We start from the raw sequence: 26,439 nt of genomic DNA on the forward strand, positions 1-26,439 counted from the left end.
CCGCTGACCGTGCAAGTGCCTGCCGTCAGCCCCGACGTCCGTCGTCCGCCCCGCCGTCCGCCGTCCGTGCCGGCATTCGCCGGCCGGTGACTGGTAGCTGGTGACTGGTGGCCGGTGGCTGGTGGCCGGTGACCGCAGCACGGTCGGCGCCCGGCCGCGTCCTGCCCGCGCCCGCCCGATCGCCCGTCCTGGCCGCGCCCGCACGTTCACCCGTCCCGTTGTCAGACCCGCCTTCTAATCTCGACGGTGATGGCACAGGTGTGGAGATGCTCGGGACTGCGCTGGACGCCGGACGGCCCCGTGCTGGTGTGGGACGGCGGGCGGCGCAGCGCGCTGCCGTGGGGGAAGCGGGTCGCGTTCGCCGTTGCGGAGGGCTCGGCGCGGTGTTGCGTGGGGGCGCGGGGGCATGCCTGTCCGCTGCGGGCCGCCGTGCCGGGGCGGAGCACGGGGGCCCGGTGCGAGGAGTGCGCGCGGCTGGACCGGGCGCACTCCGTGGCCGCCGACACCCTCGCCGACGATCCGCGGCCGTACCGCGTCTATCTGGCCTGGTTCGGACCCGGCATGGTCAAGGTCGGCATCACTGCCGTGGAGCGCGGGTCGGCGCGGCTGCTGGAGCAGGGTGCCGTCTGCTTCAGCTGGCTGGGCACCGGTCCGCTGATGGCGGCTCGCCGGACGGAGGAACTGCTGCGGGCGGCCCTCCGGGTCCCGGACCGGATTGCGTACGCCGAGAAGCGGGCGGTGCGGGCGGCGCTGCCGCGGACGGAGGCCGAGCGAGCCGCCGAGGTGCGGGAGTTGCACGCACGGGCCGTCGTACTCGGCGGATGGCCCGAGTCGTTGGGCCGCGAGCCCTGTCGACCCGTCGACCACATGGCGGCGTTCGGGCTGTCGGACGCACCGGCGGCGGTCGGTGACGTCGTCGAGCTGGTCGCCGGCGGCACCGTCAGCGGTGAACTGGTCGCGGCCGCCGGACCCGATCTGCATCTGGCCGTCGCCGGACGCGGGGCCGTCGTGCTCGACACCCGGCTGATGACCGGCTGGGAGCTGGCCCCGCCGCAGTCGGCCGTCGGCACGTTCACCGTCCCGGTGAGGGAGTTCAGGAGGGAGCAGGACGGGCTGTTCTGACCTGCGGCCGGAAGGACAGGCCGAAGGGCAGGCCTGTAATGCAGCCATCACGACAGGCCCGTACGGCAGACCCGTGCAGCAGGTCCGTACGACAGGCCCCAGGGGGAGAAGGTCAAGACTTGGATCCCCTGCGGATCCCTTTGGGCAAGGTCCATGGACCCGGGGCCCCGCCCGCGGTCATCGTGACCGACATGAGCGATCAGCCCGTTGCCCCTGTCAGCCCCATAGCCACTCCCGCTCCCGTCTCCGCCTCGACGCCCACTCCTTCCGCCACTCCCGCTCCCGTCTCCGCCCCGACACCCACTCCCTCCTCCGCCCCCTCCCCCACACCCGCCTGCGAACCTCCGTACTACGCCGTCGTGTTCGTCTCCACCCGCACCGACCAGGACCCCGACGCATACACCCGCACCGCCCACCGCCTCTCCGACCTCGTGCGGCAGATCCCGGGATTTCTCGGCGAGGACTTCGCCCACACTCCCGGCGGACTCGCCGTCTCCGTCGCCTACTTCCGGGACCTCGCCGGGATCGAGGCGTGGCGCCGGGATCCCGAGCACCTCGCGGCCAAGCAGCGCGGGCGCGAGCGGTGGTACGAGCAGTACGTGATCCACATCGCCCGGGTCGAGCACAGCCACGGGTTCGCGCGTGCGTGAGCCGTTCCCCCGCGCGTGCGTGAGCCGTTCCCAGGTGTTCCCTGAGAACCGCCTGTGCGTTTCTCAGAGAAATCACAGACGGGTGAAAGTGTGCTCTCAGAGGGCCCCGACAGGGTGTCCATCATGACCACGACCTCGCCCCAGGGGCGCACCGAACTGCTGAGGCCGGACGGGAGCCCCGTCCGAGTGCTTGTGGTGGACGACGAAATGTCGATCACCGAACTGCTGAGCATGGCCCTTCGTTACGAGGGCTGGCAGATCAGGAGTGCGGGGGACGGGCAGGGCGCCATGCAGACCGCCCGCGAGTTCCGGCCCGACGCCGTCGTCCTGGACATGATGCTGCCCGACATGGACGGGCTGACCGTCCTCGGCCGGCTGCGCCGCGAACTGCCGGACGTGCCCGTCCTCTTCCTGACCGCCAAGGACGCCGTCGAGGACCGTATAGCCGGCCTCACCGCCGGCGGCGACGACTACGTCACCAAGCCGTTCAGCCTGGAAGAGGTCGTGGCACGGCTGCGGGGACTGATCCGCCGTTCCGGGGCCGCCGACCGCCGCTCCGAATCCGTGCTCGTCGTCGGTGACCTCACCCTGGACGAGGACAGCCACGAGGTCTCGCGGGCCGGGGACTCCATTCATCTCACCGCGACCGAGTTCGAGCTGCTGCGCTTCCTGATGCGCAATCCGCGGCGCGTGCTCAGCAAGGCGCAGATCCTGGACCGGGTCTGGTCGTACGACTTCGGCGGGCAGGCCAACGTGGTCGAGCTGTACATCTCGTACCTGCGGCGGAAGATCGACGCCGGGCGTGAACCGATGATCCACACCCGGCGTGGGGCCGGTTACCTGATCAAGCCCGCCGTGTCATGAGCGGTCGACGGCGGCCGCGTCCGCAGCGGCGACGGGCGGGACAGCCGCGCACCCTGCGGACCCGGCTCGTCGTCGCGTCCGTCGTCCTGATCGCCGTGGTGTGTGCGGTGATCGGCACGGTGACCACGCTCGCGCTGCGGACCCATCTGTACGACCAGCTCGACGGCAAGGTGTCCGAGATCGGCGGGCGCGCGGTCGGTCACATGCGGCCCCCCGGCGGCGACCCCGGGGCGGACCGGGACAGGCCGAACGCCTCCTCCGTGGACACCGCCACGCCGAGCCAGAAGGTCGACAGCCTGCTGACCATCGGCCCGACACCGCCCCGGACCATCGCCGCGTACGTGAACGCGAAGGACGGATCGATCGCCTCCGCCGGCGTCTCGCATCAGCTGACCGACGGCTACGGCTTCTTCAAGAAGATGCGCGCCGATGACCTCACCGCGGGGCAGAAGACGGCGATCGCCCAGGTACCGAAGGACCGCAAGGCGCACAGCACGGAGATCCCGGGGCTCGGCAGCTATCTCGTCAAGTACGTGGACAGCAAGGAGAGCAGCGACGCCTACTACGTGGCGCTGCCGACGAAGGACGTCGACGACAACGTCGACACCCTCATCCTGGTCGAGATCAGCGTCACCGCCGCGGGCCTCGTCGCCGCCGTCATCGCCGGCTGCGTCCTCGTCGGCGTCGCCACCCGCCCCCTCCGCAGGGTCGCCAACACCGCCACCCGGGTCTCCGAACTCCCCCTGCACACCGGTGAGGTGAACCTCAGCGAGCGGGTCCCGGAGTCGGAGTGCGATCCGCACACCGAGGTCGGCCAGGTGGGCGCCGCCCTCAACCGCATGCTCGACCATGTGCACGGCGCCCTGCACGCCCGGCAGCAGAGCGAGACACGGGTACGGCAGTTCGTCGCCGACGCCAGTCATGAGCTGCGGACCCCGCTCGCCTCCATCCGCGGTTACGCCGAGCTGACCCGGCGCGGGCGGGAGCAGGTCGGGCCCGACACCCGGCACGCCCTCGGGCGGATCGAGTCCGAGGCCGGCCGGATGACCCTGCTGGTCGAGGATCTGCTGCTGCTCGCCCGGCTGGACGCGGGGCGGCCGCTGCAGTTCGAGCAGACCGACCTCGTTCCGCTCGTGGTGGACACCGTCAGCGACGCCCGCGCGGCCGGCATGGACCACAACTGGCGGCTCGATCTGCCCGATGAGCCCGCCCTGGTGTCCGCGGACGCTGCACGCCTGCAGCAGGTGCTCGTCAACCTCCTCGGCAACGCCCGCAACCACACCCCGCCGGGTACGACGGTCACCGCACGCCTCCAGCGGCGCGGGCCCTGGATGTGCGTGGACGTCGAGGACAACGGGCAGGGGATCCCGCCGGACCTGCTGCCGCACGTCTTCGAGCGGTTCGCGCGCGGGGACTCGGCACGCTCGCGCGTCACCGGCTCCACGGGTCTGGGCCTCGCCATCGTGCAGGCCGTCGCGGCCGCGCACGGCGGTGCCGTGACCGTGGACAGCGTTCCGGGACGCACGGTGTTCACCGTGCATCTGCCCGCGCTCGCCCCGGCCGTGCCGCAGCCCGTGCCCGGAGCAGGCCGGCCGCCGCACTCACAGGCACAGCACAGTGCCACCACATGGGTGCAACAGGGCGTCTGACGAGAGTCGGTGCATGCGAACCGACTCTTCTCCCGGCACCCTGCCGGCGCGGGAGCACCTCCCGGCCGGAGACGCCGGTACGCCTGTCCTGGACGTAGTGATCCCCGTCTACAACGAGGAGAAGGACCTCCGGCCGTGCGTCCTCAGACTGCACGAGCACCTCACGCGCACCTTCCCGTACGCCTTCCGCATCACGATCGCGGACAACGCGTCGACGGACACCACCCCGCTGGTGGCGGCGCGGCTGGAGGCGGAGATCCCCGAGGTCGCCCACTTCCGTCTGGAGCAGAAGGGCCGCGGCCGGGCCCTGCGGACGGTGTGGTCGGCGTCGGAGGTGCCGGTCCTCGCCTACATGGACGTGGACCTGTCCACCGACCTCAACGCCCTGCTGCCGCTGGTGGCGCCGCTGATCTCGGGCCACTCGGACCTGGCGATCGGCTCCCGGCTCGCCCGCGCCTCCCGGGTGGTCCGCGGCCCCAAGCGGGAGTTCATCAGCCGGGCCTACAACCTGATCCTGCGCGGCTCGCTGCAGGCCCGCTTCTCGGACGCACAGTGCGGTTTCAAGGCCATACGACGTGATGTCGCCCAGGTGCTGCTGCCGCTGGTGGAGGACACCGGCTGGTTCTTCGACACCGAGATGCTGGTGCTCGCCGAACGGGCGGGGCTCAGGATCCACGAGGTGCCGGTCGACTGGGTCGACGACCCGGAATCCACCGTGCACATCGTGCGGACCGCGACCGACGACCTCAGGGGCGTGTGGCGCATCGGCAGGGCCCTGGCCACCGGTTCGCTGCCGCTGGACCGGCTCACCCGGCCCTTCGGCGACGACCCGCGCGACCGCGAGATCCAGGACGTGCCCAGGGGACTGGCCCGGCAGCTCGTCGGGTTCTGCGTGGTCGGCGGCCTGTCGACCCTCTTCTACCTTCTCCTCTACGGCGTCTTCCGGCAGTTCTCCGGCTCGCAGATCGCCAACGCGCTCGCCCTGCTCGTCTCGGCGGTCGCCAACACGGCCGCGAACCGCCGGCTGACCTTCGGGGTGCGCGGCCGGGGCGGTGCCGTACGCCACCAGGCGCAGGGCCTGGTCGTCTTCGGCATCGGACTGGTCCTGACCAGCGGCTCCCTGGCCGCCCTGAACACGGCCACCGGCCATCCGGCGCACTCCACCGAGCTGGCGGTCCTCGTCGCCGCCAACCTCGCGGCGACCGTCCTGCGCTTCCTCCTCTTCCGTGCCTGGGTGTTCTCGGACCACCGGGAGCCCGGACGCGAGCCCGGACGCGAGCCCGGACAGGAACTCGGACAGGAGCTCGGACAGGAGCTCGGACGTGAGCCCGGACGGGGCTCGAACGTGGTCGAGGCGCACCACCCGGCCTCGCCCGCCCACCGCACGACGGCTCCCTACGCACCGTTCCCGCAGCGCCCGGTGCCGTACCAGCAGCCGTACCAGACCACCCAGGTCCGCGCCGGTGAAGCCGCGGACGACACCTGGAGGGACGCCACCATGCGGCTGCAGCCGGTGCGCCCTCACGACACCGACCCGGGGGACCCCCGATGACCACCCACTACGACCGGTCGGCCCAGCAGGGCGGCCCCGCCGCCTGGACCCCGCCTCCCACGCCTCCCACGGCTCCCCCGCGGGACCCGGAGACCGCCGGGTCCGGACGCCACCCCGGCCACTCCGCCGGCTCCGGCCGCTCCGGTCACCCGGGCCGCGTCAACCGCTTCGCCCGCGGAGTGTGGCGCGGCCGCCCCGAGGACCCCCGCTGGGCGCGCCCGGCCTTCCTCGGCCTGCTGGCCGCCACCCTCCTCACCTACCTGTACAACCTGAGCGCCTCCGGCTACGCCAACTCCTTCTACTCGGCGGCCGTCCAGGCGGGCAGCAGGTCCTGGAAGGCGTTCTTCTTCGGCTCGCTGGACGCGGGCAACGCCATCACCGTCGACAAGCCGTCGGCCTTCATGTGGCCGATGGAGCTGTCGGTCAGGATCTTCGGCCTGAACTCCTGGGCGATCCTCGCCCCCGAGGTCCTCATGGGCGTGGGCACGGTGGCGGTCGTGTACGCGGGGGTACGGCGCCGGTCCGGCCCGGCGGCCGGTCTGGTCGCCGGCGCGGTGCTTGCGCTCACCCCCGTCGCCGCGCTGATGTTCCGGTTCAACAACCCGGACGCGCTGCTGGCCCTGCTGATGGCGCTGGCCTGCTACTTCGTCGTGCGCGCGGTGGAGGACGGGCGGACGAGGTGGCTGGTGTGGGCGGGGGCCGCGATCGGCTTCGCGTTCCTCGCCAAGACGCTGCAGGCGTTCCTGATCCTGCCGCCGCTGGCGATCGTCTACGCCGTGTGCGGTCCGGTCAGGCTGCGCAAGCGGCTGGTGCAGCTGGGCCTGGCGACCGTCGCGCTCGTGGTGGCCGGCGGCTGGTGGGTCGCGATCGTCGAGCTGTGGCCGGCCTCCTCCCGCCCCTACATCGGCGGTTCGCAGAACAACAGCTTCCTGGAGCTGACCTTCGGCTACAACGGCCTCGGCCGGATCAGCGGCGACGAGACCGGCAGCGTCGGCGGCGGGGGTGGCGGGGGCGGCAACGGCTCCGGCCGCTGGGGCGCCACCGGCTGGGACCGGATGTTCAACTCCGAGATCGGCAGCCAGATCTCCTGGCTGCTCCCGGCCGCGCTGATCCTGCTGGCGGCGGGCCTGTGGGCGACCAGGAAGGCACGGCGTACGTCCGTCACGCGCGCCTCGTTCCTGGTGTGGGGCGGCTCGCTGCTGATCACCATGGTCGTCTTCAGCTACATGGCGGGCATCTTCCACCAGTACTACACGGTGGCCCTCGCCCCCTACATCGCGGCCGTCACCGGCATGGGCGCCGGGCTGCTGTGGGAGAAGCGGAAGGAGACCTGGGCGTCGATCACGCTCGCCGCCGCCGTGGTGGCCGCGGCCGCCTGGGGCTACGTCCTGCTCAACCGCACCTCCGGCTATCTGCCCTGGCTGAAGTGGCTGGTCCTGATCGGCGGTCTGGCGGCCGCGTTCGGCCTGGTCTTCGCCGGCCGCATCGCGCGCCGGCTCGCCCTCGGCGCGGCGGCGGTGGGTCTGCTGGCCGCGCTGGCCGGCCCGACGGCCTACACCCTCAGCACGGTGGACTCCGCGCACACCGGCTCCATCCCGACGGCCGGCCCGGCGGGGGCGAGCATGATGGGCTTCGGCGGCGGCCGGCCGGGCGGCGGCACGGGCGGCGCCATGCGCGGCGGCCCCGGCGGCCAGATGCCGGGGCAGGGCCGGGGCCAGGGCGGGCCGAACGGCAACGGGAACATGCCGGGCGGCCAGGGCCAGGGCTTCCCCGGCGGCGGCATGCCGGGCCAGAACGGCAACACCCAGGGCCAAGGTCAGGGTCAGGGCCAGGGTCAGGGTCAGGGCCAGGGCCAGGGCCAGGGCCAGGGCCAGGGGCGGAGTCAGCAGAACGGCAACGGGTTCCCGGGCGGCGGTGCCACGGGCGAAGGCGGCCGCATGGGCGGCGGCGGTGCCGGCGGTCTGCTGAACGGCGCGGACGTCGGCTCCGCGGCCAGGAAACTGCTGGAGAAGGACGCGGGGAAGTACACCTGGGCCGCCGCCTCCATCGGCTCCCAGAACGCCGCGAGCTACCAGCTGGCCACCGGCGACCCCGTGATGGCGATCGGCGGCTTCAACGGCACCGACCCCTCTCCGACACTGGCCCAGTTCAAGAAGTACGTGGCGGAAGGAAAGATCCACTACTTCATTGCCGGCGGCGGTATGGGCGGCGGTATGGGCGGTGGCGCGGCAGGCGGCAACAGCGGTTCGGCGTCCCGGATCACCTCGTGGGTCGAGAGCAACTTCAAGAAGGTGACGGTCGGTTCGGCCACCTTCTACGACCTGACGAAGAGCAGCTGACGAAGAGCACCTGACGAAGAGCAGCCGACGAAGAGCAGCCGGCGTGTGACGCCCGGCGTCCGATTCCCGCCGCCCGCCGCCCGCCGCCCGCCGCCCGCCGCCCGCCGCCCGCTGCCTGACGCCTGACGCCTGACGAATGACCTGCTGTACACCGTATAGTGATCGCTATACGGTGTACAGCATGTCCACTTCGCAAGGCCATCCGCAGCGCTGGCTGATCCTCGGCGTCATCTGTCTCGCCCAGCTCACCGTGCTGCTCGACAACACCGTCCTGAACGTGGCGATCCCCTCGCTCACCCGCGAGCTGCACGCGGCCACCTCCGACATCCAGTGGATGATCAACGCCTACTCCCTGGTGCAGTCCGGCCTGCTGCTCACCGCGGGCAGCGCCGCCGACCGCTACGGCCGCAAGAAGATGCTGATCGCGGGGCTCGCCCTGTTCGGCGCCGGCTCGCTGGTGGCCGGACTGGCGCACTCCACCGGCCAGTTGATCGCCGCCCGGGCCGGCATGGGCGTGGGCGGTGCCCTGCTGATCACCACCACGCTCGCCGTGGCGATGCAGATCTTCGCGCCCGAGGAGCAGCCGAAGGCGATCGGCATCTGGAGTGCGGTCAACGCGCTGGGCTTCGCGATCGGCCCGCTCATCGGCGGCTTCATGCTGAACCACTTCTGGTGGGGCGCGATCTTCCTGGTCAACATCCCGGTCGCGGTGCTGGGGCTGGTCGCGGCGGTGGTCCTCGTACCCGAGTCCAAGGCCGTGCCCTCCGCGGGAGCGGCCCCCGGATCCCCGGGGCGCGGCGGCCGCCCGGACCTGCTGGGTGCCCTGCTGTCGACCGTCGGGATGGCCTCACTCGTCTTCGCGATCATCTCCGGTCCCCGCCATGGCTGGTCCTCGCCGCGCGTGCTCGGTACGGCGGCCGTGGCGGTCGTGGTGCTCGCGCTGTTCGCGTACTGGGAGAGCCGGGTCGACGCGCCGATGCTCGATCTCCACTTCTTCCGGGACCGCAGGTTCACCGGAGCGGTCGCCGGGGCCGTGCTCATCACCTTCGGGATGGGCGGGGCGCTGTTCCTGCTGACCCAGCATCTGCAGTTCGTGCTCGGGTACGGGCCGCTGGAGGCGGGGCTGCGGACCGCTCCGCTGGCGCTGTCGGTCGTACTGCTCAACTTCACCGGGCTGTCGGCGAAGTGGTCCCGGCGGCTGGGCACACCGGTGTCGGTCGCGCTCGGGATGGTCCTGATGGCGGCGGGGCTGGTGTCCATGGCCGAGGTCGACTCCGGCGGTTACGCGGGGACCCTGGTCGGGCTGCTGCTGATCGGGGCGGGCTGCGCCGTCGCCAATCCGGCCATGGCGCACGCGATCATGAGCGCGATCCCTCCGGAGAAGGCCGGGGTCGGAGCCGGTGTCAACGGCACGCTCGCCGAGTTCGGCAACGGGCTGGGGGTGGCCGTCCTGGGCGCTGTGCTCAGCTCTTCCGTGGCCTCCGGGAAGTCGTTGTCGGCCGGGCTGGGGGCCGGGCAGCTGGTGGGGGCCGTCGCCGTGCTGCTGGGCGGGTTCGTCGCGGCGGGACTCTTGCGGCGGGCCGAGCGGAAGGCCGTCTGACGGCCCGGGACGGGCTGTCGTGCGGCTCGGGACGGGCACGCGTCCGGCCCGGGTCGGGCCGTCGTGCGGCCCGGCTTCGTCGTGGATGGTCGCGCCCACACGGTGGAGCCGCACAGGGGCACGGCCCCATGCCCCTGTGATGCCTGGCATCTTTGGACAGTGGCCGTGGATTTCGAGGAAGGTGCGTTCATGCCGAAGGGTGATGCGCAGTCGGTGCGGGCCAGTGTGTGGCTGGCGGGGGAGCCGCGGCGCGGTGGGCGCAGTGCGCAGCCCTCGGGGCTCGACCGGGAGCGGATCACCGCCGTGAGCGTGCGGCTGCTGGACGCCGAGGGGCTGGCGAAGCTGTCCATGCGGCGGCTGGCCGGCGAGCTGAACGTCACCGCGATGTCCCTGTACTGGTACGTGGACACCAAGGACGACCTGCTCGAACTCGCCCTGGACGCGGCCTACGGCGAGCTGCGGCTGCCCGCCGCCGAGGACGAGGCCGACTGGCGGGAGCAGCTGCGGACGCTGGCCGCCGAGTACCGGGCGCTGCTGATGCGCCACCCGTGGCTGTCGCCGCTGGCCGGCCAGTACCTCAACATCGGGCCGAACGCGCTGGCCTTCTCCCGCAGTGTGCAGCGCGTCATCCGCCGCACCGGGCTGCCCGCGCACCGCATGACGAGCGCGATCTCGGCCGTGTTCCAGTTCGTGTACGGCTACGGCACGCTGGAAGGCCAGTTCATGTCCCGGATCGCGGACTCCGGTCTGGCCCCGGACGACTATTTCCAGCAGGCCATGAGGGCGGCGCGGGAGGACCCCGAGGCCGCGGACTATCTCCAGGAGTCCCAGGAGATCATGGACGCCCGCGGCGGGGACACGGTCACCGAGATCCTGGACCGTGACTTCGTCTTCGCCCTGGACCTGCTGGTCGCCGGGATCGAGGCGATGGTCGAGCGCGGCTGACTACTCCGCGGCCAGCCGTGCCGGGAAGCCGCCGGTCGCCACCGGTCCCCAGCGCTCCGGTGTCACGCGGATGACGGACTTGCCCTGCTTGACCATGGCCTCCCGGTATTCGTCCCAGTCGGGGTGCTCACCGGCGATGTTGCGGTAGTACTCCACCAGGGGCTCGACGGAGTCGGGGGTGTCGACGACCTCGGCGGTGCCGTCGATCTGGACCCAGGGGCCGTTCCACTCGTCGCTCAGGACGATCAGGCTGACCCGGGGGTCCCGCTGGGCGTTGCGGGTCTTGGCGCGTTCGGGGTAGGTCGAGACCACGATCCGGCCCGAGTCGTCGACCCCGCAGGTCAGCGGGGAGCCCTGGGGGCTGCCGTCGGCGCGGCGGGTGAGCAGGATGGCGCGGTGGCGGGGGCGTACGAAGTCCAGCAGGTCGTCCAGCGATACACGGGTGTTCGTCGCGATGTTCGGTGCCATGGACGCAGCCTAGGGCGCGGACGGCCCGGTCGGCCTGACCCTGCCGGGGACAGGCTCAGCGGGGCAGTGCCTCGGCCGGGGCCGTCGTGCACCCGGATCGGGCACAGGCCCGGACGGGCGGCGCCTCGGCCGGGGCCGTCGTGCACCGGGGCGTCCCGGCGCACTCCGGTCAGGGCGGCCCCACGGTCCGTCCGGCGCCTCAGGGGTGTCAGGCCGCGGGCAGGGAGTCGCCCTGGACCGCCTGGATGTCCAGCTCGACCCGGAGGGTCGTACCGATGGCGGCGATGCCCGCCTGGAGGACCTGGTTGTAGTTCATCGCGAAGTCCTCGCGGTGCAGTTCGGCGGTGGCGCGGAACGCGGCGCGGGTGCCGCCCCACGGGTCGGCGCCGGTGCCGAGGTAGGCCAGATCCAGGTCGACCGGCCGGAGGACGCCGTGCATCGCCAGCTCGCCGTGGACCGTCCAGCGGTCCGGGCCGCCCTGGGAGAGGCCGGTCGAGCGGAAGGTGATCTCCGGGTGCCGCTCGACGTCCAGGAAGTCCGCCGAGCGCAGGTGCGTGTCGCGCATCCCGTTGCCGGTGTCGACCGACGCGGCCCGGATCACCGCCTCCACACGGGACTTGGTGACGTCGTCCGGGGCGATCTCGATGGTGCCGGTGAACTCCGTGAACCGGCCGTGCACGCTGGAGATCCCCAGGTGCTGGGCGACGGCGGCGACGGAGGAGTGCACCGGGTCGATGGTCCAGGGCCCGGGCGGCGGCAGTTCGGTGCCGCCCTGCCGGGTCAGGGTCACCGTGCCGACCTCGGCCCGTCCGCTCGCGGTGACGATCGCGCTGGAGGCGGTGGGCGCGTACCCGACGGCCGTCACGATCACCGTGTACGCCCCCGGCGCCAGCTCGGTGGTGTCCCGTACGGCCCCCTCGGCGTCGGTCTCGGCGCGCAGCACCTGGCTGCCGGTCATGTCGGTCACCGTGACGACCGCATGCGACACGGCCCATCCGTCCCGGGTGCGGATCTTCGCGGTCAGTCCCATCCCGTTTCTCCCTGCAACAAAAAGCTCGGTGGTCGTAAAGAATCCGGCCCGTGGCACGCGCGGCGGTGCGCGTGCCACGGGCCGGGGGTGAACTACTCGCCGGGGTGGGCGAGTTCGATGTCGTGGCCGTCGGCGCCGGGGCCGGAGACGGTCAGCGCGGTGGCCACCGGCGGGTAGCCGGTCGCGATGACGGTGTAGTCGCCGCCGTCCAGGTCGGTGAAGGCGTACGCCCCGTCGACACCGGTGGTGGCCGTGCCGAGCACGTTGCCCGCCTGGTCCACCAGCGTCACGCGGGCGTCGGCCAGCGGACCGTGCGGGGCCCGTACGACACCCTGCAGGCGGGCGCCGGAGTCCAGGTCGACCTCGACCCGGCTGACCCCGGTGGCGGCGACCTCGACGGGCAGTGCGCGCGGCCGGAACCCGCTCGCGTTGACCGCGACGGTCACCGCGCCCGGTACCAGCTCGGTGAAGGCGAACTCGCCCTGCTCACCGGTGGCGGCGGTGGCCAGCAGGTCCCCGCGCACATCGGTGACGATCACCATGGCGTCCTTGACCGGCAGTGCGCTGCCGGCCGCCCGGACCACACCGGTCAGCCCGCTGGTGCCGTTGAGCAGGATGTCGTACGACAGCGGCTCCTCGCCGACCACGATCGTGGAGGCCTGCGGCTGGTAGCCGTCGGCGGAGGCGATCAGCACGTAGGAACCCGTGCCCGGGGCGTCCAGCCTGTAGGCGCCGTCGAACTGGGCGACCGAGCGGCCCAGCTGGCGGCCGGCCAGGGAGATCAGGGTGACCGCTGCCTGCGGGACCGGGGCGCTCTCGGCGCCGCGGACGAAGCCGTGCACCGGGGTGCCGCCGGCCGGGGCGGGCTCGGCGATCGTGGCGACGGCGGTCAGCGGCTGGGTGGCGGTCGCCGTGGCCGTGGCCGGGCCGGTGGCCGCGGGGGCGGCCTCGGTGGCGGCGACGGCGGCCGGGACCTGCGCCTCGACGGCGGGGACCGGTGCCTCGACGGCGGCCGGGGCCGTGGCCGGGGTCGTGCCCGCGGCGGCCTGCGCCAGGGCTCCCTTGGTCTTCAGCGGAACCTCCTTTATGAACAGCGTGATCAGGAAGGCGAGGGCGGCGAGGCAGCCGGCGATGAAGAAGACATCGGCGATGCCGTGGCCGTAGGCGCTCTCCAGGAGCGTGCGGATGGGCGCCGGCAGCTTGTCCATGTCCGGGATGCTGTCGGTGGAGCCGGAGCCGGCGGCCAGGGCGGCCTGGTACTTGGGGCTCAGGGCGGCGACGCCGTCCTGGACGTAGTGCGTGATCCGGTGGGACATCACCGCGCCCAGCGCGGAGACGCCGACCGCACCGCCGAGGGAACGGAAGAAGGTGACCGTGGAGCTGGCCGCGCCGAGGTCGGCGGGCGTCACCTGGTTCTGCGTGGCGAGGACCAGGTTCTGCATCATCATGCCGATGCCGAGACCCAGCAGGGCCATGAAGATGGCCATCTTCCAGTAGTCGGTGTCGTACCGGATGCTGCCGAGCATCAGCAGCCCGGCCGTCACCAGCACGCCACCGCTGACCAGCCACGCCTTCCAGCGGCCGGTGCGGGTGATGAACTGGCCCGAGACGGTCGAGGAGATGAACAGACCGCCGATCATCGGGATGGTCATGACGCCGGACATCGTCGGGGACTTGTCGCGGGCGAGCTGGAAGTACTGGCTGAAGAACACCGTGCCGGTGAACATCGCGACGCCGACGAACAGCGAGGCGAGGGACGCCAGGGTGATGGTGCGGTTGCGGAACAGGCGCAGCGGGATGATCGGCTCGCTGACCTTGGACTCGACGAGGACGAACAGCGCGCCGAGGACGACCGCGCCGGCGACCATGGCGTAGGTCTGCCAGGACAGCCAGTCGAACTTGTCACCGGCGAAGGTGACCCAGATCAGCAGCAGCGAGACGGCGGCGGAGATGAGGAAGGCGCCGCCCCAGTCGACCTTCACGTCCCGCTTCACGACCGGCAGGTGCAGGGTCTTCTGCAGCACGATCAGCGCGATGACGGCGAAGGGGACACCGACGTAGAAGCACCAGCGCCAGCCCAGCCACGAGGTGTCGGTGATGACACCGCCGAGCAGCGGGCCGCCGACGGTGGCGACGGCGAAGGTGGCGCCCAGGTAGCCGGAGTAACGGCCGCGCTCGCGCGGGGAGATCATCGCCGCCATGACGATCTGGGCCAGGGCGGACAGACCGCCGACGCCGATGCCCTGCACCACGCGGCAGGCGATGAGCATGCCGGCGTTCTGCGACAGGCCGGCGGCGGCCGAGCCCAGGACGTATATGACCAGGGCTATCTGGACGAGGGCCTTCTTGCTGTACAGGTCGGCGAGCTTGCCCCACAGGGGAGTGGCCGCGGTCATCGACAGCAGGGCGGAGGTGACCACCCAGGTGTAGGCGGACTGGCCGCCGCCGAGGTCACCGATGATGTGCGGCAGGGCGTTGGAGACGATCGTGGACGACAGGATCGCCACGAACATGCCGAGCAGGAGCCCGGACAGGGCCTCCATGATCTGCCGGTGCGTCATCGGGGCGTGGCCTGCGGCGCCGCCTCCCCCATGCTTGGCGTGAGCCCGCACACCGGCTGGTGTGGTCGTTGCCATGAGCTTCCTTTTCTTACGTGTTCGCGGGTGTACGGGTGGTCTCTTCGACTACGGGGGCGGGCGGCCGCGGCGGGATGGACCGGCAGTCGCCGAACGACGCGCGCAGGCGCGTCATCAGCCGGATGAGCTGGCCGACCTCGTCGTCGGTCCAGTCGCTCAGCCGCTCGGCGAGCAGATGCGTGGTCCGCCGGGACAGCTCGTCGAGCTGCGCGAGGCCCGCGGGCGTCAGGCGCAGGATGCGCGAGCGCTTGTCCGCGGGGTCCGGCGACCGCTCGATCCAGCCGCGTGCGGCGACGTGCGCGACATGCCGGCTGGTGACCGACATGTCCACGGCCAGCAGCTCGGCGAGCTTGCTCATGCGCATGTCGCCATGGCGGCCGAGCAGCGTCAGCACGGCGGCCGAGCCGGCCGGGCAGTCGGGCGGCAGGATCCGCCCCATGTCCCGTTTCACGGCGCCGACGGCACTGAGCTGACGCGCCAACTCTTCGAACTGCGCCTGCTCGGCCATCACACCTCCCGTATTCGTTGCTTGGGGCAACCATAGATCTGTTGGTTGCTGCAGGCAAACAAATAGGGGCCGGGCGGCGCAAAAACTTGGCAAAGGCAAGTATTGCGAATGTAAATACCCAGGTGAGCGCGGGTGAGGTGCCCCCGTCTGTCCCGGTGGCCCCGCACTTGGGCAGGTCACCTGGATTCGCTAGTGTCTCGGGCCATGGCTAACACCCAGGGCCCCCAGGGCAACCACGACCCCGCAGGCAGCACCCAGATGTTCCGCGCGTTCGTCGACGAGGCTCCTCAGGGAAGCCGGCAGCAGGCGGCCGCCTCCTCCTCTTCCTCCTCCGGGCCGCGCATCGGCCTGATCGTCGGCATCGTCGTCGCCGTGGCCGTCGTCGCCGCGGTGGCCTGGCTGGCGCTCAAGTAGGACGCGGCCCCCTGGAGGGGGTCACCGGCTCCACCGGACGGAGACGTCCCGCGTCTCGATGTGCATGCCGAGCGGTACGCGCCAGGCGTCGACGCACACCGTCCAGGTGGGGCTCTTGCGCGCGCCCGGAGCGATCGGCACCGGAAGGTCCACGGTCGAATCGACCGTCCCCCAGTCGATGCCGAGCGCGCCGATGATGTGCGTCCCGAACGTCACGGTGCCCGAACGCACGGCGGTGCCGCCGGAGTTGTGGAACGCGACGGTCACCTTCTCGCACCAGCGCCGGTCCGTGTCCTTGCGCGCCGGGTCGCCCCAGCCGAGGTCGGCGGGCGTGGCGGGCGTCGTGTGCGAGGGGTCCGGCGTCGGCGAGGGAGCCGGCGGGGGCGGCTGCCGTGTGGCGGTCGTGCCGCCGCCGTCGGCGTCGCCGCCGGCGCTCGGTGCGGTGCCGGTGCTCGGCGTGGTGCCGGCGGACCCGGCCGGGCCCGGGGTGCCGCCGCCGCCCGCCGCCGGGGCCGGTGCCGTGGGTGAGCCCGAAGGGGTTTGGGCGGACCGGGACTTGGTGCCGTCGTGCGGTCCGTCCAGCGGGACCATCCGTACCGCGCCCGTGGGCCCGCCGCCCGTGTCCGCGGGCCGCGGCACACCGCCCACCGCCACGTACCCGTCCCGGCTCCCGCTCCCGCACGCGGCCAGGGCCACGCCCAGACACACGACGGCCGCCGACGCTGCCGCAACGGCGCCTCGGCGGCCCTGTGTCCACGGTGTCGTGCGAAGTGCCCGACTGCGCAGTGCCCGAGTGTGAGGTGTCGGGTTGCGAAGTGTCCGGGTGCGAAGTGTCCGGGTGTGCTGCGTCCGGGTACGAGGCATCCGGCCATGGTGGCTGACGCTACGTCAGATGGGAAGTCTCAGTCGGAGATGAGCCCTTCGCGCAGCTGCGCCAGGGTGCGGGTCAGCAGCCGGGAGACGTGCATCTGGGAGATGCCGACCTCCTCGCCGATCTGCGACTGGGTCATGTTGGCGAAGAAGCGCAGCATGATGATCCGGCGCTCGCGGGGCGGCAGTTTGGCCAGCAGCGGCTTGAGGGACTCGCGGTACTCCACGCCCTCCAGCGCGCTGTCCTCGTAGCCGAGGCGGTCGGCCAGGGAGCCCTCGCCGCCGTCGTCCTCGGGGGCCGGGGAGTCGAGCGAGGAGGCCGTGTAGGCGTTGCCGACGGCGAGGCCGTCGACCACGTCCTCCTCGGAGACGCCGAGGACCGCGGCCAGTTCCGTCACTGTCGGGGAGCGGTCCAGCTTCTGGGACAGCTCGTCGCTGGCCTTGGTGAGGGCCAGACGCAGCTCCTGCAGGCGGCGCGGGACGCGGACCGACCACGAGGTGTCGCGGAAGAAGCGCTTGATCTCACCGACCACCGTCGGCATCGCGAACGTCGGGAACTCCACGCCCCGTTCGCAGTCGAAGCGGTCGATCGCCTTGATCAGGCCGATGGTGCCGACCTGGACGATGTCCTCCATCGGCTCGTTGCGCGAGCGGAAGCGGGCCGCCGCGTAACGCACGAGGGGGAGGTTCAGCTCGATCAGGGTGTCCCGTACGTAAGCGCGCTCGGGGCTCTCCTCGTCGAGTGCGGCGAGCCGCAGGAACAGGGAGCGGGACAGGGTTCGGGTGTCGATGTCCGCCGAGGCCGGCGGAGCCGGGACCGGGGCGGCGGCCTCGGCGGCCTGGGTCGGCACGGCTTCGAGGGCCGTGACGTCATTGAGCACGTCGAGAGCGTCGAGCTGCTTGGGCGCTGCCTCGCTCGTGGGCGTGAGCACCTTCGAGCTGCCCTGGTCTGCGGACATGCCACCCCCTTTGGGTCGCGGACGGTCGCGGCGGCGCTGCTTTGAGCAACGCAGCCTTCACCTGAATACCGGAGCCGGGGCCCCGGCAAACGCGCTTCCCGCAGAATGTCACATGTCGGCAACACGCTGTAGTGACATGTCGACATGTCAGAAGTGAATCGGCCCTGGAAAGAAGGGGTCTGACGGTCTTTCGGCGCACAACTGTCGGGAAGAGCGCAGGTGAGCGATTCGCTCGCGCCGGTTACGAATCGATACTGCTTGCGATCCGGTGCGATCTGGTGTGTTCCGGGCCGTGCATCTGTGCGCCGGTTATGCCTCGATCCGATTCGCGGACCGCAGCCGCTGGAAGCTACGCGCGAGTAGCCGCGATACGTGCATCTGCGAGACACCGAGTTCCGCGCTGATCTGTGACTGGGTGAGATTGCTGTAGTAGCGCAGCAGAAGGATTCTCTGTTCGCGCTCGGGGAGTTGGACGAGGAGATGGCGGACCAGATCGCGGTGTTCCACGCCGTCCAGCGCCGGGTCCTCGTAGCCGATCCGGTCCAGCAGGCCCGGCAGCCCGTCGCCCTCCTGCGCGGCCTCCAGCGAGGTGGCGTGGTACGACCGCCCCGCCTCGATGCAGGAGAGCACCTCCTCCTCGCTGATCCGCAGCCGGTCGGCGATCTCGGCGGTCGACGGCGAGCGCCCGAAGGCCGTGGTGAGATCCTCGGTCGCGCTGTTGACCTGCACCCACAGCTCGTGCAGCCGGCGTGGCACATGGACGGTGCGGACGTTGTCCCGGAAGTACCGCTTGATCTCGCCGACCACGGTCGGCATGGCGAAGGTCGGGAACTGCACGCCCCGGTCCGGGTCGAACCGGTCGATGGCGTTGATCAGGCCGATGGTGCCGACCTGGACCACGTCCTCCATCGGCTCGTTGCGGGAGCGGAAGCGGGCGGCCGCGTAGCGTACGAGCGGGAGATTGGCCTCGATGAGCGCCCCCCGTACCCGGTGGTGCTCCGGCGTGCCCGGCTGGAGCTCCTTGAGCTCGCCGAAGAGCACCTGGGTCAGCGCACGGGTGTCGGCGCCACGGCGCTTCTCGGGGGCCGGAGGGGCCGAGGCCGCGGGGGCGGGGGCCTCCTCCTGGGGTGGCGCAGTACTGGCCGACACGGTCAACGCCACCTCTTCATCGGTCAATCATCCGTCAAAAGCGGTCATAGCATCACAAGACATGTGCACTGTGTGCAAGCACCTGATAACGTCGTGTTGTGGCTAAACGACGGCAAGTTGGGTCATAAGACGCAAGAAAGCCCCCCGCCTTTCCGGCGGGGGGCTGGTGCCGCGCGGGCTCAGAATTCGTAGTCGGCGATCACCCACGTGGCGAACTCCCGCCACAGGGCGACGCCCGCCTGGTGGGCCGGGTGGGCCAGGTAGCGCCCCAGCGCGTCGGTGTCCTCGACCGCCGAGTTGATCGCGAAGTCGTAGGCGATCGGCCGGTCGCTGATGTTCCAGGCGCACTCCCAGAACCGCAGCTCCTCGATCTGGCCGCCGAGCGCCTCGAAGGCCTCCACGCCCGCGACGACCCGCGGATCGTTGCGCTCGACGCCCTCGTTGAGCTTGAAGAGGACCAGATGGCGGATCATGGGTTGTACCTCAGCTCTTTGCTCCGTTGGCGACCCAGGTCATGAAGTCGCCTATGGCCTTGGCCGCGTCCGAAATGCCCTCGAAGCCTATCTGGACGTAGTCGGCGGCCTTGGCCGGGTCTGTGATGATCACGTACAGCGCGAAGACCACGAGCACGTACACGGCGATCTTCTTGGCGTTCACCGCCACCGCGGCCTCCCTGTGCTGTGCCCTGTGGATCCCTGCTGACGGCGGCGAGTGTAACCTTCACGCCTTCCGCCGGCGCCAACGGCCCGCCCGTCGAAGTCCCTTGCCTCCTGCTCACCGGAAAGCGGAGCGGACGCACAAAGGGCCCCGTCTCACGACGGGGCCCTTCTCAAGCGGTAGCGGAGGGATTTGAACCCTCGGTGACGGGTTACGCCACACTCGCTTTCGAGGCGAGCTCCTTCGGCCGCTCGGACACGCTACCGAGGGAGACCCTACAGCAAGGTCGTGCATGGATCGAAATCGGTATTCACCGATCCCGGAAAAACTCCGTGAGCAGCCGTGCGCAGTCCTCGGCCAGGACGCCCTCGACGACCTCGGGGCGGTGGTTGAGCCGGCGGTCGCGTATGACGTCCCAGAGGGAGCCGGCCGCGCCCGCCTTCTCGTCCCGGGCGCCGTAGACCACCCGGTCCACCCGTGACTGGACGATCGCCCCCGCACACATCGTGCAGGGTTCGAGCGTGACGACCAGCGTGCATCCGGTCAGCCGCCACTGCCCGAGCAGCGCGGCGGCCCGCCGGATCGCCAGCACCTCCGCGTGGGCCGTGGGGTCGCCGGTGGCCTCGCGCTCGTTGTGCCCGGTGGCGAGCACCGTCGTGCCGTCCGGGGACAGCAGGACGGCGCCTACGGGAACGTCACCGCCCTGGACGGCCAGGGCGGCCTCGTCCAGGGCGAGCCGCATCGCGGGCCGCCAGCGGTCGCGTACCGGGTCCGGGACCACCCGGTCGGGACCCACTGGGCCGGGGCCCCGGTGCGGGTCCTCGGGCATGGCGGGCGGAGGGGTGTGGCGCGGGGTCAGCGGACGGTCTCCAGCACCTCCGAGGCGCCCAGGGCCTCGGCGATGGCACCCAACGCGTCGTCGGCGTCCAGCGCGCGCAGCTCCTTCTCGCTGACGCCCAGGTCGTCGAGGATCTGGCTGTCGCCCACCGGGCTGTGCGGCACCGCGTCGGCTGCCTGGCCGTCCTCGTCCTCGGACTCGTCCTCGGACTCACCGTCCTCCGTGCCGTCGAGGTCCAAGGAGTCCAGGTCGGACCCGTCGTCGGCGCCCGGCTCCCGGCCCAGCAGTTCGTCGGTGAGCAGCAGCTCGCCGTACGCACTGCGGGCGGCGGCGGCCGCGTCCGAGACGTAGATGCGAGGGTCGTCCTCGCCGTCCACCCGGACGACGCCGAACCAGGCGTCCTCCTGCTCGATCAGGACGAGCACCGTGTCCTCTTCGGGACAGGCTTCCCGGGCCAGGTCGGCCAGATCCGACAGGGTCTCCACATCGTCGAGCTCTGTGTCGCTCGCTTCCCACCCGTCTTCGGTGCGCGCGAGCAGTGCGGCGAAGTACACCGTGACTCTCCCACTGGTCATAGGCGTGCCGGTTGGGGGTCCCCCCGGCGGAGGTTCTGGGCGGGGAGAGCTGTGCTCCGAGCCCCACCCACTCGGAATCGTGGCAGAAACAAGGCGCTCAGGGGACGTCTTCGGCTCCCTGTGTCTGGCTGTTTTGATCGTGCGTCCGGTCTGAAGGACAAACGACCCACCAGCGCGCTTGTTGCCGCCACCTGCGGATCGTACGCGGCTTTTCCAGGCGCTCACGCACCCCCACCGGCTGAACGCCGGAGCGGGTGTCGATCTTCCTTACCGGGTTCTTTCCGGGAGGCCACGCGAATCCGACCGTACGCCGGTCCCCCCTACCAGCGGAACGTCCGCATCCGCATGGCGTGGCGCAGCCGGGCCGCCTTGGCGCGCCGGGGCTGGACACGGGCGCGCAGCGCGCGGGCCTCGGAGAGGTCACGCAGGAACTGGGCGCGGCGGCGCCGGCGCTCGGCGTCGGTCTCGGGTTGTTCCCGGTCGGGCTGCTCCGGTCCGGTGACGTTCTTCGTGGTGTCGGTTTCGCGGTCAGGCAGGTCAGGCACAGTCACACCACCCCCGGTCCGTCCCTCCCACTTTCCCTCGGACGGGCGGTTTGATGCCAGAGCGAGGGGCGGTCCAGCGCGGTTACTGTTATGGGCATGCGTCTCCACGTCGTCGACCACCCCCTGGTCGCCCACAAGCTCACCACGCTGCGCGACCAGCGCACCGACTCCGCGACCTTCCGGCGGCTCGCCGACGAACTGGTCACCCTGCTCGCCTACGAGGCCACGCGGGACGTGCGCACCGAGGCCGTCGACATCCAGACACCGGTCGCGCGGACCACCGGCGTCAAGCTGGCCCGCCCCCGCCCGCTGGTCGTCCCGATCCTGCGCGCCGGTCTCGGCATGCTGGACGGCATGGTCCGGCTGCTGCCGACCGCCGAGGTGGGCTTCCTGGGCATGATCCGCAACGAGGAGACGCTGCAGGCGTCGACCTACGCCTCGCGCATGCCGGAGGACCTCTCGGGGCGCCAGGTGTACGTGCTGGACCCGATGCTGGCCACGGGCGGCACGCTGGTGGCGGCGATCCAGGAGCTGATCAGGCGGGGTGCCGACGATGTGACCGCCGTGGTTCTGCTCGCCGCGCCCGAGGGGGTCGCGGTCATGGAGCGCGAGCTGGCGGGCACTCCGGTGACGGTCGTCACGGCGGCGGTCGACGACCACCTCAACGAGCACGGGTACATCATTCCCGGGCTCGGGGATGCGGGGGATCGGCTGTACGGGGCGGCGGAGTAGCTCGCGGCGGTGTTTGTAGTGCCGTAGCGCCATGGCGCCGTTGGGGTGCTGGTGCGCGGGCGGCTGCGGGTTCGTCGTGGCTGGTCGCGCAGTTCCCCGCGCCCCTTTGGGGGCGCTTGGGCCGGTGGTGTTTCGGTGTGGCCGTGGGGGAGCTGTGTGTGCCGGCGGCTGCGGGTTCGTCGTGGCTGGTCGCGCAGTTCCCCGCGCCTCTTTGGGGGTGCTTGGGCCGGTGGTGTTTCGGTGTGGCCGGTGCCGCGCCTCTTTGGGGGCGGCCGGGTCAGCAGGATTTCTTGGTGGCGGGGGGCTGGGGGGCCGTCAGCTTGGTCAGGGCCTGGTCGGCCGTGGTGCGCTGGGTGAGGGTCTTGAAGGCGTCGCCGAGGATCAGATCGAGGTCGGCGCCCTTGCGGCCGGCCTCGGTGCGGCGCTCCGCGCCGGCCAGCTGGGTGGCGAGCACCGGCAGCGAGGTGTTCAGCGCGGACGTGGGGCCGAGGAGCAGCCCGGTGCCCTTGACCTTCTTGTCGAAGTCCTTGCTCGCGTTGCCCACCGCACCGATCTTGAAGCCGCGTTTCTTCAGCTCGTCCGCGGTGCTCTTGGCGAGCCCGGTGCGCGCGGTGGCGTTGTAGACGTTCACGGTGATCCCGCCCGGCTCGGGCAGCGCCCTGACCTGTGCGGCGGGGTTGGCCCTGGTGCGGCAGTCCGCCTTGGTGCCGACCGCCGAGGATTTCTTGGTGCCGCCGGTGAAGACGTCGATGAGCTGCAGCGTGCCCCAGCCCATCAGGCCGAGCGCGGCGACGGACGCCACCGCGGCGAACGCGAGCCTGCCGCGCCGCCGACGAGGGCGCATACGAGGGTATTTGTCCCCCGTGATCCGGTACTGGCCGCCCATGCCCGGAGGAGTCAGCATGCTCATGGGCGCAGCGTAGTGCGCCCGGGCGGTGATGCCTATTAGATGATCAGTCGACGTCGCTCGGCGAACCCAAAAGGGTCAACGGCCCGAGCGCGTCCGATCAGTCGAGTTCGAGCACGCGCGCGTGCAGCACCTGGCGCTGCTGGAGGGCGGCACGGACCGCACGGTGGAGGCCGTCCTCCAGGTACAGGTCGCCCTGCCACTTCACGACGTGCGCGAAGAGGTCGCCGTAGAACGTCGAGTCCTCGGCCAGCAGGGTCTCCAGGTCGAGCTGCCCCTTGGTCGTCACGAGCTGATCGAGGCGGACCGGGCGCGGCGCGACGTCCGCCCACTGCCGGGTGCTTTCCCGGCCGTGGTCGGGGTACGGCCGGCCGTTTCCGATGCGCTTGAAGATCACACGGAAAGCCTACCGGTCAAGACGTTCCGGGCGCAGCCATGGCGACGCAGTGCGACGCTGGAAAAGCCGTAGCCAAACGGGCATACGGGGGATTATCGGGAACAGGGGCCGGAGATGAGTGACAGCGAGACGCTCCCTGACGAGGCTCAGGAGATCGCCGCCGGGTACGCCTTCACCGGTCCCGCCCTCGACCTCGGCGCCCTGCTGTGGGACGGGCGGTGCCGCCCGGACGCACCGGTCCGCATCCCCCTCGCCATGCTCAACCGGCACGGACTGGTCGCGGGCGCGACCGGCACCGGCAAGACCAAGACCCTCCAGCTGATCGCCGAGCAGCTCTCGGCGCAGGGCGTGCCGGTCTTCCTCGCGGACGTCAAGGGCGACCTGTCCGGCATCGCGCGGCCCGGGCAGGCGGACGACCGGGTCCTGGGCCGCGCCGCCGAGGTGGGCCGGCCGTGGACGCCGACGGGCTTCCCGGCCGAGTTCCTCGCGCTCGGCGGGCTCGGCCACGGCATCCCGGTGCGGGCCACCGTCACCAGTTTCGGCCCGGTCCTGCTCTCCAAGGTGCTCCAGCTCAACCAGACCCAGGAACAGTCCCTCGGCCTGATCTTCCACTACGCCGACACCAAGGGCCTGGAGCTGATCGACCTCAAGGACCTCAGGGCGGTCGTCGCCTTCCTGACCTCCGACGAGGGCAAGGCCGAACTGAAAAACATCGGCGGCCTGTCCACCGCCACGGCCGGGGTGATCCTGCGCTCGCTGACCGCCTTCGAGGCGCAGGGCATGACCGGCTTCTTCGGCGAGCCGGAGTTCGACACGGCCGATCTGCTGCGCACGGCGCCCGACGGGCGGGGCATCGTCTCGGTACTGGAGCTGCCCGCCGTCCAGGACAAGCCGCTGCTCTTCTCGACGTTCCTGATGTGGCTGCTGGCCGACCTCTTCCACGACCTGCCCGAGATCGGCGACGCCGGCAAGCCCGGGCTGGTGTTCTTCTTCGACGAGGCGCACCTGCTGTTCAGCGACGCCTCCAAGGCGTTCCTGGACTCGATCACCCAGACGGTGCGTCTGATTCGCTCGAAAGGGGTGGGCGTCTTCTTCGTCACGCAGACCCCGAAGGACGTGCCGTCCGACGTCCTCGCCCAGCTCGGCAACCGGGTCCAGCACGCGCTCAGGGCCTTCACCCCGGACGACCAGAAGGCCCTGAAGGCCACGGTGAAGACCTTCCCGGACTCCGCCTACGACCTGGAGGAACTCCTCACCGGGCTCGGCACCGGCGAGGCCGTGGTGACCGTGCTCAGCGAGAAGGGCGCCCCGACCCCGGTCGCCGCCACCCGGCTGCGCGCCCCGGAGTCCCTGATGGGCCCGGTGGACGGCGCCGGACTGGACCGGGTGGTGCAGGAGTCCGCGCTCCACGGACGTTATGCACAGGCTGTGGATCGCGAGTCGGTGTACGAGAAGCTGTCGGCCGCGCCGCAGCAGGAGCCCGAGCGGCCACGGGCCCGTCCGCAGGGCGCCCCGAGGGCGAAGGCGCCCGAGGAGGAGCCGTCGCTCGTCGAACAGGTGGTGAGCAGCGGGATGTTCAAGTCCCTGGCCCGTTCGGTCGGCACCCAGCTCGGCCGTGAGATCACCCGGTCGCTGTTCGGTACGGCCCGGCGGAGGCGGTAGACCGCCTCCGCCGGCGCGTCAGCGGCCGTCCTCCTTCGCCGGCGGCTGCGGTTGCGGCTTCTTCTGTTCCCTCGGGGGCAGCGCGCTGCGCCTGGCCTCCGCGCGCAGCAGGGCGCGCAGGACCGCGTACGGGTCGGTGGGCATGGCTGTGTTCCTTGCGTCGGGCTGACAGGCCTGCGGAAGCGGGCGTCCGTCAGCAGCGCAGGACCACGGTGCGCAGCAGCGGCAGGGCGTACGGCGGCCGCGGCACGGCGGGGCACGGGCGTGCCGCCGGGCGGGCGGGCGCCGGGCCGGGGAGGGGCGCGGGGCGCTCGGGTACGTCGGCCCGGTGGACGGCACAGGCGGGTGGCCGTACGAGGGTGTCGAGGGCGTCGTGCCCGGCGGTCTCCGCGGTCTCGGCGGCGGCGGGCGGCGCGGGGGCCGCCTGGGCCTGCACCGGGGCGCCGGGCAGCAGCAGGACGAGCAGCAGCACGAGCAGCCGCAGCCGGGCGTGGGGGCGCGGCGTGCGATGGCGTGCGGTGCTCACACCGGTCACCTGCCCGAGGGAGGCACCGCGTACAGCGCACGGCCGCCGAGATACGCCCGCTCGGCGTACCCGCGGGGCGTGGTGTTGACGCCGGCGCTCACAGGGTCCGCGGAACCTGGTGGGCACGCCCGCGGATGCGGATCGCGGTGATGATCTCGATGACGCCCACGGCCACCAGCCAGCAGCCGCCGACGACGGTCAGTACGGCGACCGACTGGAGCGGCGAGTCGATCAGCACGATGCCGGCGATGAAGGTGACGATCCCGAGGAAGATCTGCCAGCCGCGGGCGGGCATGCTGCTGTCGGAGGCGGCGGCCAGGGTCTGGGTGATCCCGCGGATCAGCCAGCCGATGCCGATCCACAGGGCGAGCAGCAGGGTCGACTGCATGGGACCGCGGAAGCAGAACAGGCCCAGCAGGATCGACAGCGCGCCGCTGATGAAGGCGAGCACCCGCAGCGAGGTCGTCCTGTGGGTACCGAAGGCGGCGACCAGCTGGAAGACGCCGCTGATCAGCAGGTACACACCGAACAGGACGCCGGCGGCGAGCAGGGAGGGGCCCGGCCAGATCAGCACCAGCACACCGAGGATCAGCGAGGCGATGCCGGTGCCCAGGACGACCTGCCAGGCGGCCCGGGACAGGGCGTGCAGCGGGCCTTCGAGCGGCGGCTCGGGCTCGTGGTGCCGGTGCGCTCCCTGGGCCGCGTGGACGTTGCGGTCGTCGTACTCCCGGCCCCCGGTGGGGCCGCCACTGGGTGTCTCGGTCATGCTCCATGCTCGGCCCGCCCGCACGGGCCCCGCCAGCGGGGTGGGCCACTTGGCTGAGCCGTCCGGCCGGGCCGTTTCG

Annotated in this window: 28 protein-coding genes and 1 tRNA gene; 11 read left to right on the forward strand and 18 right to left on the reverse strand. The window is 71.6% G+C overall.

Annotation, left to right across the window (positions count from 1 at the left end):
• Nucleotides 1-249: 249 nt before the first annotated feature.
• The 8 genes from ACZ7P3_RS03435 to ACZ7P3_RS03470 all read left to right on the forward strand — a co-directional run bounded on the left by ACZ7P3_RS03435 (nucleotide 250) and on the right by ACZ7P3_RS03470 (nucleotide 10,721).
• Entirely contained in the window at nucleotides 250-1,122 is an 873-nt protein-coding gene (locus ACZ7P3_RS03435) for a DUF2797 domain-containing protein (RefSeq protein ID WP_472078683.1), read from the forward strand.
• A 191-nt stretch (nucleotides 1,123-1,313) separates the two neighbouring features.
• Entirely contained in the window at nucleotides 1,314-1,772 is a 459-nt protein-coding gene (locus ACZ7P3_RS03440; RefSeq protein ID WP_472078684.1) for an antibiotic biosynthesis monooxygenase family protein, read from the forward strand.
• Between the two features lie 123 nt (nucleotides 1,773-1,895).
• Nucleotides 1,896-2,636: a response regulator transcription factor gene (locus tag ACZ7P3_RS03445; RefSeq protein WP_472078686.1), complete on the forward strand. Its 741-nt coding sequence runs from the start codon at nucleotides 1,896-1,898 to the stop codon at nucleotides 2,634-2,636.
• Entirely contained in the window at nucleotides 2,633-4,285 is a 1,653-nt protein-coding gene (locus ACZ7P3_RS03450) for an ATP-binding protein (protein WP_472078687.1), read from the forward strand. Before ACZ7P3_RS03445 ends, ACZ7P3_RS03450 begins: the two co-directional genes overlap by 4 nt.
• Before the next feature lie 13 nt (nucleotides 4,286-4,298).
• Nucleotides 4,299-5,837, forward strand: a complete 1,539-nt coding sequence (locus ACZ7P3_RS03455; protein ID WP_472078688.1) for a bifunctional glycosyltransferase family 2/GtrA family protein — start codon at nucleotides 4,299-4,301, stop codon at nucleotides 5,835-5,837.
• Nucleotides 5,834-8,176 carry an ArnT family glycosyltransferase gene (locus ACZ7P3_RS03460; protein ID WP_472078689.1) on the forward strand — a complete coding sequence of 781 codons (2,343 nt, stop codon included), beginning with the start codon at nucleotides 5,834-5,836 and terminating at the stop codon, nucleotides 8,174-8,176. The genes ACZ7P3_RS03455 and ACZ7P3_RS03460 overlap by 4 nt, the downstream gene beginning before the upstream one ends.
• A 181-nt stretch (nucleotides 8,177-8,357) precedes the next feature.
• Nucleotides 8,358-9,776, forward strand: a complete 1,419-nt coding sequence (locus tag ACZ7P3_RS03465; protein WP_472078690.1) for an MFS transporter — start codon at nucleotides 8,358-8,360, stop codon at nucleotides 9,774-9,776.
• 189 nt (nucleotides 9,777-9,965) lie between these two features.
• Nucleotides 9,966-10,721, forward strand: coding sequence for a TetR/AcrR family transcriptional regulator (locus tag ACZ7P3_RS03470; protein ID WP_472078691.1), 756 nt, complete (start codon nucleotides 9,966-9,968; stop codon nucleotides 10,719-10,721).
• On the opposite strand, the gene ACZ7P3_RS03475 is transcribed toward ACZ7P3_RS03470, so the two are convergent.
• The 4 genes from ACZ7P3_RS03475 to ACZ7P3_RS03490 form a co-directional block, all read right to left on the reverse strand.
• Entirely contained in the window at nucleotides 10,722-11,189 is a 468-nt protein-coding gene (locus tag ACZ7P3_RS03475; protein ID WP_472078692.1) for a PPOX class F420-dependent oxidoreductase, read from the reverse strand. It lies immediately after the preceding gene.
• 208 nt (nucleotides 11,190-11,397) lie between these two features.
• Nucleotides 11,398-12,219 (reverse strand): YceI family protein, encoded by an 822-nt coding sequence (locus ACZ7P3_RS03480; RefSeq protein WP_472078693.1) that lies wholly within the window; start codon nucleotides 12,217-12,219, stop codon nucleotides 11,398-11,400.
• A gap of 92 nt (nucleotides 12,220-12,311) precedes the next feature.
• On the reverse strand, nucleotides 12,312-14,780 hold the full coding sequence (locus ACZ7P3_RS03485; RefSeq protein WP_472078816.1) for an MFS transporter: 2,469 nt from the start codon (nucleotides 14,778-14,780) through the stop codon (nucleotides 12,312-12,314).
• 88 nt (nucleotides 14,781-14,868) lie between these two features.
• On the reverse strand, nucleotides 14,869-15,363 hold the full coding sequence (locus ACZ7P3_RS03490; protein WP_472078694.1) for a MarR family winged helix-turn-helix transcriptional regulator: 495 nt from the start codon (nucleotides 15,361-15,363) through the stop codon (nucleotides 14,869-14,871).
• Between the two features lie 204 nt (nucleotides 15,364-15,567).
• Between ACZ7P3_RS03490 and ACZ7P3_RS03495 the strand changes: the two genes are divergently transcribed.
• Nucleotides 15,568-15,777 carry a hypothetical protein gene (locus ACZ7P3_RS03495; protein WP_472078695.1) on the forward strand — a complete coding sequence of 70 codons (210 nt, stop codon included), beginning with the start codon at nucleotides 15,568-15,570 and terminating at the stop codon, nucleotides 15,775-15,777.
• A gap of 21 nt (nucleotides 15,778-15,798) precedes the next feature.
• Here the strand turns inward: ACZ7P3_RS03495 and ACZ7P3_RS03500 are convergent, their stop codons facing one another.
• From ACZ7P3_RS03500 to ACZ7P3_RS03540, 9 genes are all read right to left on the reverse strand, one after another.
• Nucleotides 15,799-16,416, reverse strand: coding sequence for a hypothetical protein (locus ACZ7P3_RS03500; protein ID WP_472078696.1), 618 nt, complete (start codon nucleotides 16,414-16,416; stop codon nucleotides 15,799-15,801).
• Nucleotides 16,417-16,679: 263 nt separating this feature from the next.
• Nucleotides 16,680-17,606, reverse strand: coding sequence for an RNA polymerase sigma factor SigF (locus ACZ7P3_RS03505; protein ID WP_472078698.1), 927 nt, complete (start codon nucleotides 17,604-17,606; stop codon nucleotides 16,680-16,682).
• Nucleotides 17,607-17,915: 309 nt separating this feature from the next.
• Nucleotides 17,916-18,761, reverse strand: a complete 846-nt coding sequence (locus ACZ7P3_RS03510; protein ID WP_472078817.1) for an RNA polymerase sigma factor SigF — start codon at nucleotides 18,759-18,761, stop codon at nucleotides 17,916-17,918.
• Nucleotides 18,762-18,934: 173 nt separating this feature from the next.
• On the reverse strand, nucleotides 18,935-19,228 hold the full coding sequence (locus ACZ7P3_RS03515; RefSeq protein ID WP_472078699.1) for a Dabb family protein: 294 nt from the start codon (nucleotides 19,226-19,228) through the stop codon (nucleotides 18,935-18,937).
• Nucleotides 19,229-19,238: 10 nt separating this feature from the next.
• Nucleotides 19,239-19,418 (reverse strand): hypothetical protein, encoded by a 180-nt coding sequence (locus ACZ7P3_RS03520; RefSeq protein WP_472078700.1) that lies wholly within the window; start codon nucleotides 19,416-19,418, stop codon nucleotides 19,239-19,241.
• Between the two features lie 171 nt (nucleotides 19,419-19,589).
• Nucleotides 19,590-19,677: transfer RNA gene (locus ACZ7P3_RS03525), tRNA-Ser, on the reverse strand.
• A 45-nt stretch (nucleotides 19,678-19,722) separates the two neighbouring features.
• On the reverse strand, nucleotides 19,723-20,241 hold the full coding sequence (gene tadA / locus ACZ7P3_RS03530) for a tRNA adenosine(34) deaminase TadA (protein WP_472078702.1): 519 nt from the start codon (nucleotides 20,239-20,241) through the stop codon (nucleotides 19,723-19,725).
• A 26-nt stretch (nucleotides 20,242-20,267) separates the two neighbouring features.
• Nucleotides 20,268-20,804 carry a tRNA adenosine deaminase-associated protein gene (locus tag ACZ7P3_RS03535; RefSeq protein WP_472078818.1) on the reverse strand — a complete coding sequence of 179 codons (537 nt, stop codon included), beginning with the start codon at nucleotides 20,802-20,804 and terminating at the stop codon, nucleotides 20,268-20,270.
• A gap of 341 nt (nucleotides 20,805-21,145) precedes the next feature.
• Nucleotides 21,146-21,361, reverse strand: a complete 216-nt coding sequence (locus ACZ7P3_RS03540) for a hypothetical protein (RefSeq protein ID WP_472078819.1) — start codon at nucleotides 21,359-21,361, stop codon at nucleotides 21,146-21,148.
• A gap of 105 nt (nucleotides 21,362-21,466) precedes the next feature.
• On the opposite strand from ACZ7P3_RS03540, the gene upp reads away from it, so the two are divergent.
• Nucleotides 21,467-22,102 (forward strand): uracil phosphoribosyltransferase, encoded by a 636-nt coding sequence (gene upp, locus ACZ7P3_RS03545; RefSeq protein WP_472078703.1) that lies wholly within the window; start codon nucleotides 21,467-21,469, stop codon nucleotides 22,100-22,102.
• A 277-nt stretch (nucleotides 22,103-22,379) separates the two neighbouring features.
• Here the strand turns inward: upp and ACZ7P3_RS03550 are convergent, their stop codons facing one another.
• Both ACZ7P3_RS03550 and ACZ7P3_RS03555 read right to left on the reverse strand, forming a co-directional pair.
• Nucleotides 22,380-23,012 carry a LytR C-terminal domain-containing protein gene (locus ACZ7P3_RS03550; protein WP_472078704.1) on the reverse strand — a complete coding sequence of 211 codons (633 nt, stop codon included), beginning with the start codon at nucleotides 23,010-23,012 and terminating at the stop codon, nucleotides 22,380-22,382.
• A 97-nt stretch (nucleotides 23,013-23,109) separates the two neighbouring features.
• Nucleotides 23,110-23,406 carry a type II toxin-antitoxin system VapB family antitoxin gene (locus ACZ7P3_RS03555; RefSeq protein ID WP_003999914.1) on the reverse strand — a complete coding sequence of 99 codons (297 nt, stop codon included), beginning with the start codon at nucleotides 23,404-23,406 and terminating at the stop codon, nucleotides 23,110-23,112.
• Nucleotides 23,407-23,520: 114 nt separating this feature from the next.
• Here ACZ7P3_RS03555 and ACZ7P3_RS03560 point away from each other — a divergent pair, with 114 nt between their 5' ends.
• Nucleotides 23,521-25,068, forward strand: a complete 1,548-nt coding sequence (locus ACZ7P3_RS03560; RefSeq protein WP_472078705.1) for a helicase HerA-like domain-containing protein — start codon at nucleotides 23,521-23,523, stop codon at nucleotides 25,066-25,068.
• A gap of 18 nt (nucleotides 25,069-25,086) precedes the next feature.
• On the opposite strand, the gene ACZ7P3_RS03565 is transcribed toward ACZ7P3_RS03560, so the two are convergent.
• The 3 genes from ACZ7P3_RS03565 to ACZ7P3_RS03575 all read right to left on the reverse strand — a co-directional run bounded on the left by ACZ7P3_RS03565 (nucleotide 25,087) and on the right by ACZ7P3_RS03575 (nucleotide 26,360).
• Entirely contained in the window at nucleotides 25,087-25,212 is a 126-nt protein-coding gene (locus ACZ7P3_RS03565; RefSeq protein ID WP_472078706.1) for a hypothetical protein, read from the reverse strand.
• Between the two features lie 49 nt (nucleotides 25,213-25,261).
• Nucleotides 25,262-25,594, reverse strand: coding sequence for a hypothetical protein (locus ACZ7P3_RS03570; protein ID WP_472078707.1), 333 nt, complete (start codon nucleotides 25,592-25,594; stop codon nucleotides 25,262-25,264).
• 97 nt (nucleotides 25,595-25,691) lie between these two features.
• Nucleotides 25,692-26,360, reverse strand: coding sequence for an HdeD family acid-resistance protein (locus ACZ7P3_RS03575; RefSeq protein WP_472078708.1), 669 nt, complete (start codon nucleotides 26,358-26,360; stop codon nucleotides 25,692-25,694).
• Nucleotides 26,361-26,439 lie beyond the last annotated feature (79 nt).

The organism is Streptomyces sp. NPDC107581 (assembly GCF_055657175.1).

Excerpts from the sequence above, each read along its gene's own strand:
- ACZ7P3_RS03435 (WP_472078683.1), top strand. The coding sequence starts at position 250 with ATGGCACAGGTGTGGAGATGCTCGGGACTGCGCTGGACGCCGGACGGC.
- ACZ7P3_RS03440 (WP_472078684.1), top strand. The coding sequence starts at position 1,314 with ATGAGCGATCAGCCCGTTGCCCCTGTCAGCCCCATAGCCACTCCCGCT.
- ACZ7P3_RS03445 (WP_472078686.1), top strand. The coding sequence starts at position 1,896 with ATGACCACGACCTCGCCCCAGGGGCGCACCGAACTGCTGAGGCCGGAC.
- ACZ7P3_RS03450 (WP_472078687.1), top strand. The coding sequence starts at position 2,633 with ATGAGCGGTCGACGGCGGCCGCGTCCGCAGCGGCGACGGGCGGGACAG.
- ACZ7P3_RS03455 (WP_472078688.1), top strand. The coding sequence starts at position 4,299 with ATGCGAACCGACTCTTCTCCCGGCACCCTGCCGGCGCGGGAGCACCTC.
- ACZ7P3_RS03460 (WP_472078689.1), top strand. The coding sequence starts at position 5,834 with ATGACCACCCACTACGACCGGTCGGCCCAGCAGGGCGGCCCCGCCGCC.
- ACZ7P3_RS03465 (WP_472078690.1), top strand. The coding sequence starts at position 8,358 with ATGTCCACTTCGCAAGGCCATCCGCAGCGCTGGCTGATCCTCGGCGTC.
- ACZ7P3_RS03470 (WP_472078691.1), top strand. The coding sequence starts at position 9,966 with ATGCCGAAGGGTGATGCGCAGTCGGTGCGGGCCAGTGTGTGGCTGGCG.
- ACZ7P3_RS03475 (WP_472078692.1), bottom strand. The coding sequence starts at position 11,189 with ATGGCACCGAACATCGCGACGAACACCCGTGTATCGCTGGACGACCTG.
- ACZ7P3_RS03480 (WP_472078693.1), bottom strand. The coding sequence starts at position 12,219 with ATGGGACTGACCGCGAAGATCCGCACCCGGGACGGATGGGCCGTGTCG.
- ACZ7P3_RS03485 (WP_472078816.1), bottom strand. The coding sequence starts at position 14,780 with ATGACGCACCGGCAGATCATGGAGGCCCTGTCCGGGCTCCTGCTCGGC.
- ACZ7P3_RS03490 (WP_472078694.1), bottom strand. The coding sequence starts at position 15,363 with ATGGCCGAGCAGGCGCAGTTCGAAGAGTTGGCGCGTCAGCTCAGTGCC.
- ACZ7P3_RS03495 (WP_472078695.1), top strand. The coding sequence starts at position 15,568 with ATGGCTAACACCCAGGGCCCCCAGGGCAACCACGACCCCGCAGGCAGC.
- ACZ7P3_RS03505 (WP_472078698.1), bottom strand. The coding sequence starts at position 17,606 with ATGTCCGCAGACCAGGGCAGCTCGAAGGTGCTCACGCCCACGAGCGAG.
- ACZ7P3_RS03515 (WP_472078699.1), bottom strand. The coding sequence starts at position 19,228 with ATGATCCGCCATCTGGTCCTCTTCAAGCTCAACGAGGGCGTCGAGCGC.
- tadA (WP_472078702.1), bottom strand. The coding sequence starts at position 20,241 with ATGCCCGAGGACCCGCACCGGGGCCCCGGCCCAGTGGGTCCCGACCGG.
- upp (WP_472078703.1), top strand. The coding sequence starts at position 21,467 with ATGCGTCTCCACGTCGTCGACCACCCCCTGGTCGCCCACAAGCTCACC.
- ACZ7P3_RS03550 (WP_472078704.1), bottom strand. The coding sequence starts at position 23,012 with ATGAGCATGCTGACTCCTCCGGGCATGGGCGGCCAGTACCGGATCACG.
- ACZ7P3_RS03560 (WP_472078705.1), top strand. The coding sequence starts at position 23,521 with ATGAGTGACAGCGAGACGCTCCCTGACGAGGCTCAGGAGATCGCCGCC.
- ACZ7P3_RS03565 (WP_472078706.1), bottom strand. The coding sequence starts at position 25,212 with ATGCCCACCGACCCGTACGCGGTCCTGCGCGCCCTGCTGCGCGCGGAG.
- ACZ7P3_RS03575 (WP_472078708.1), bottom strand. The coding sequence starts at position 26,360 with ATGACCGAGACACCCAGTGGCGGCCCCACCGGGGGCCGGGAGTACGAC.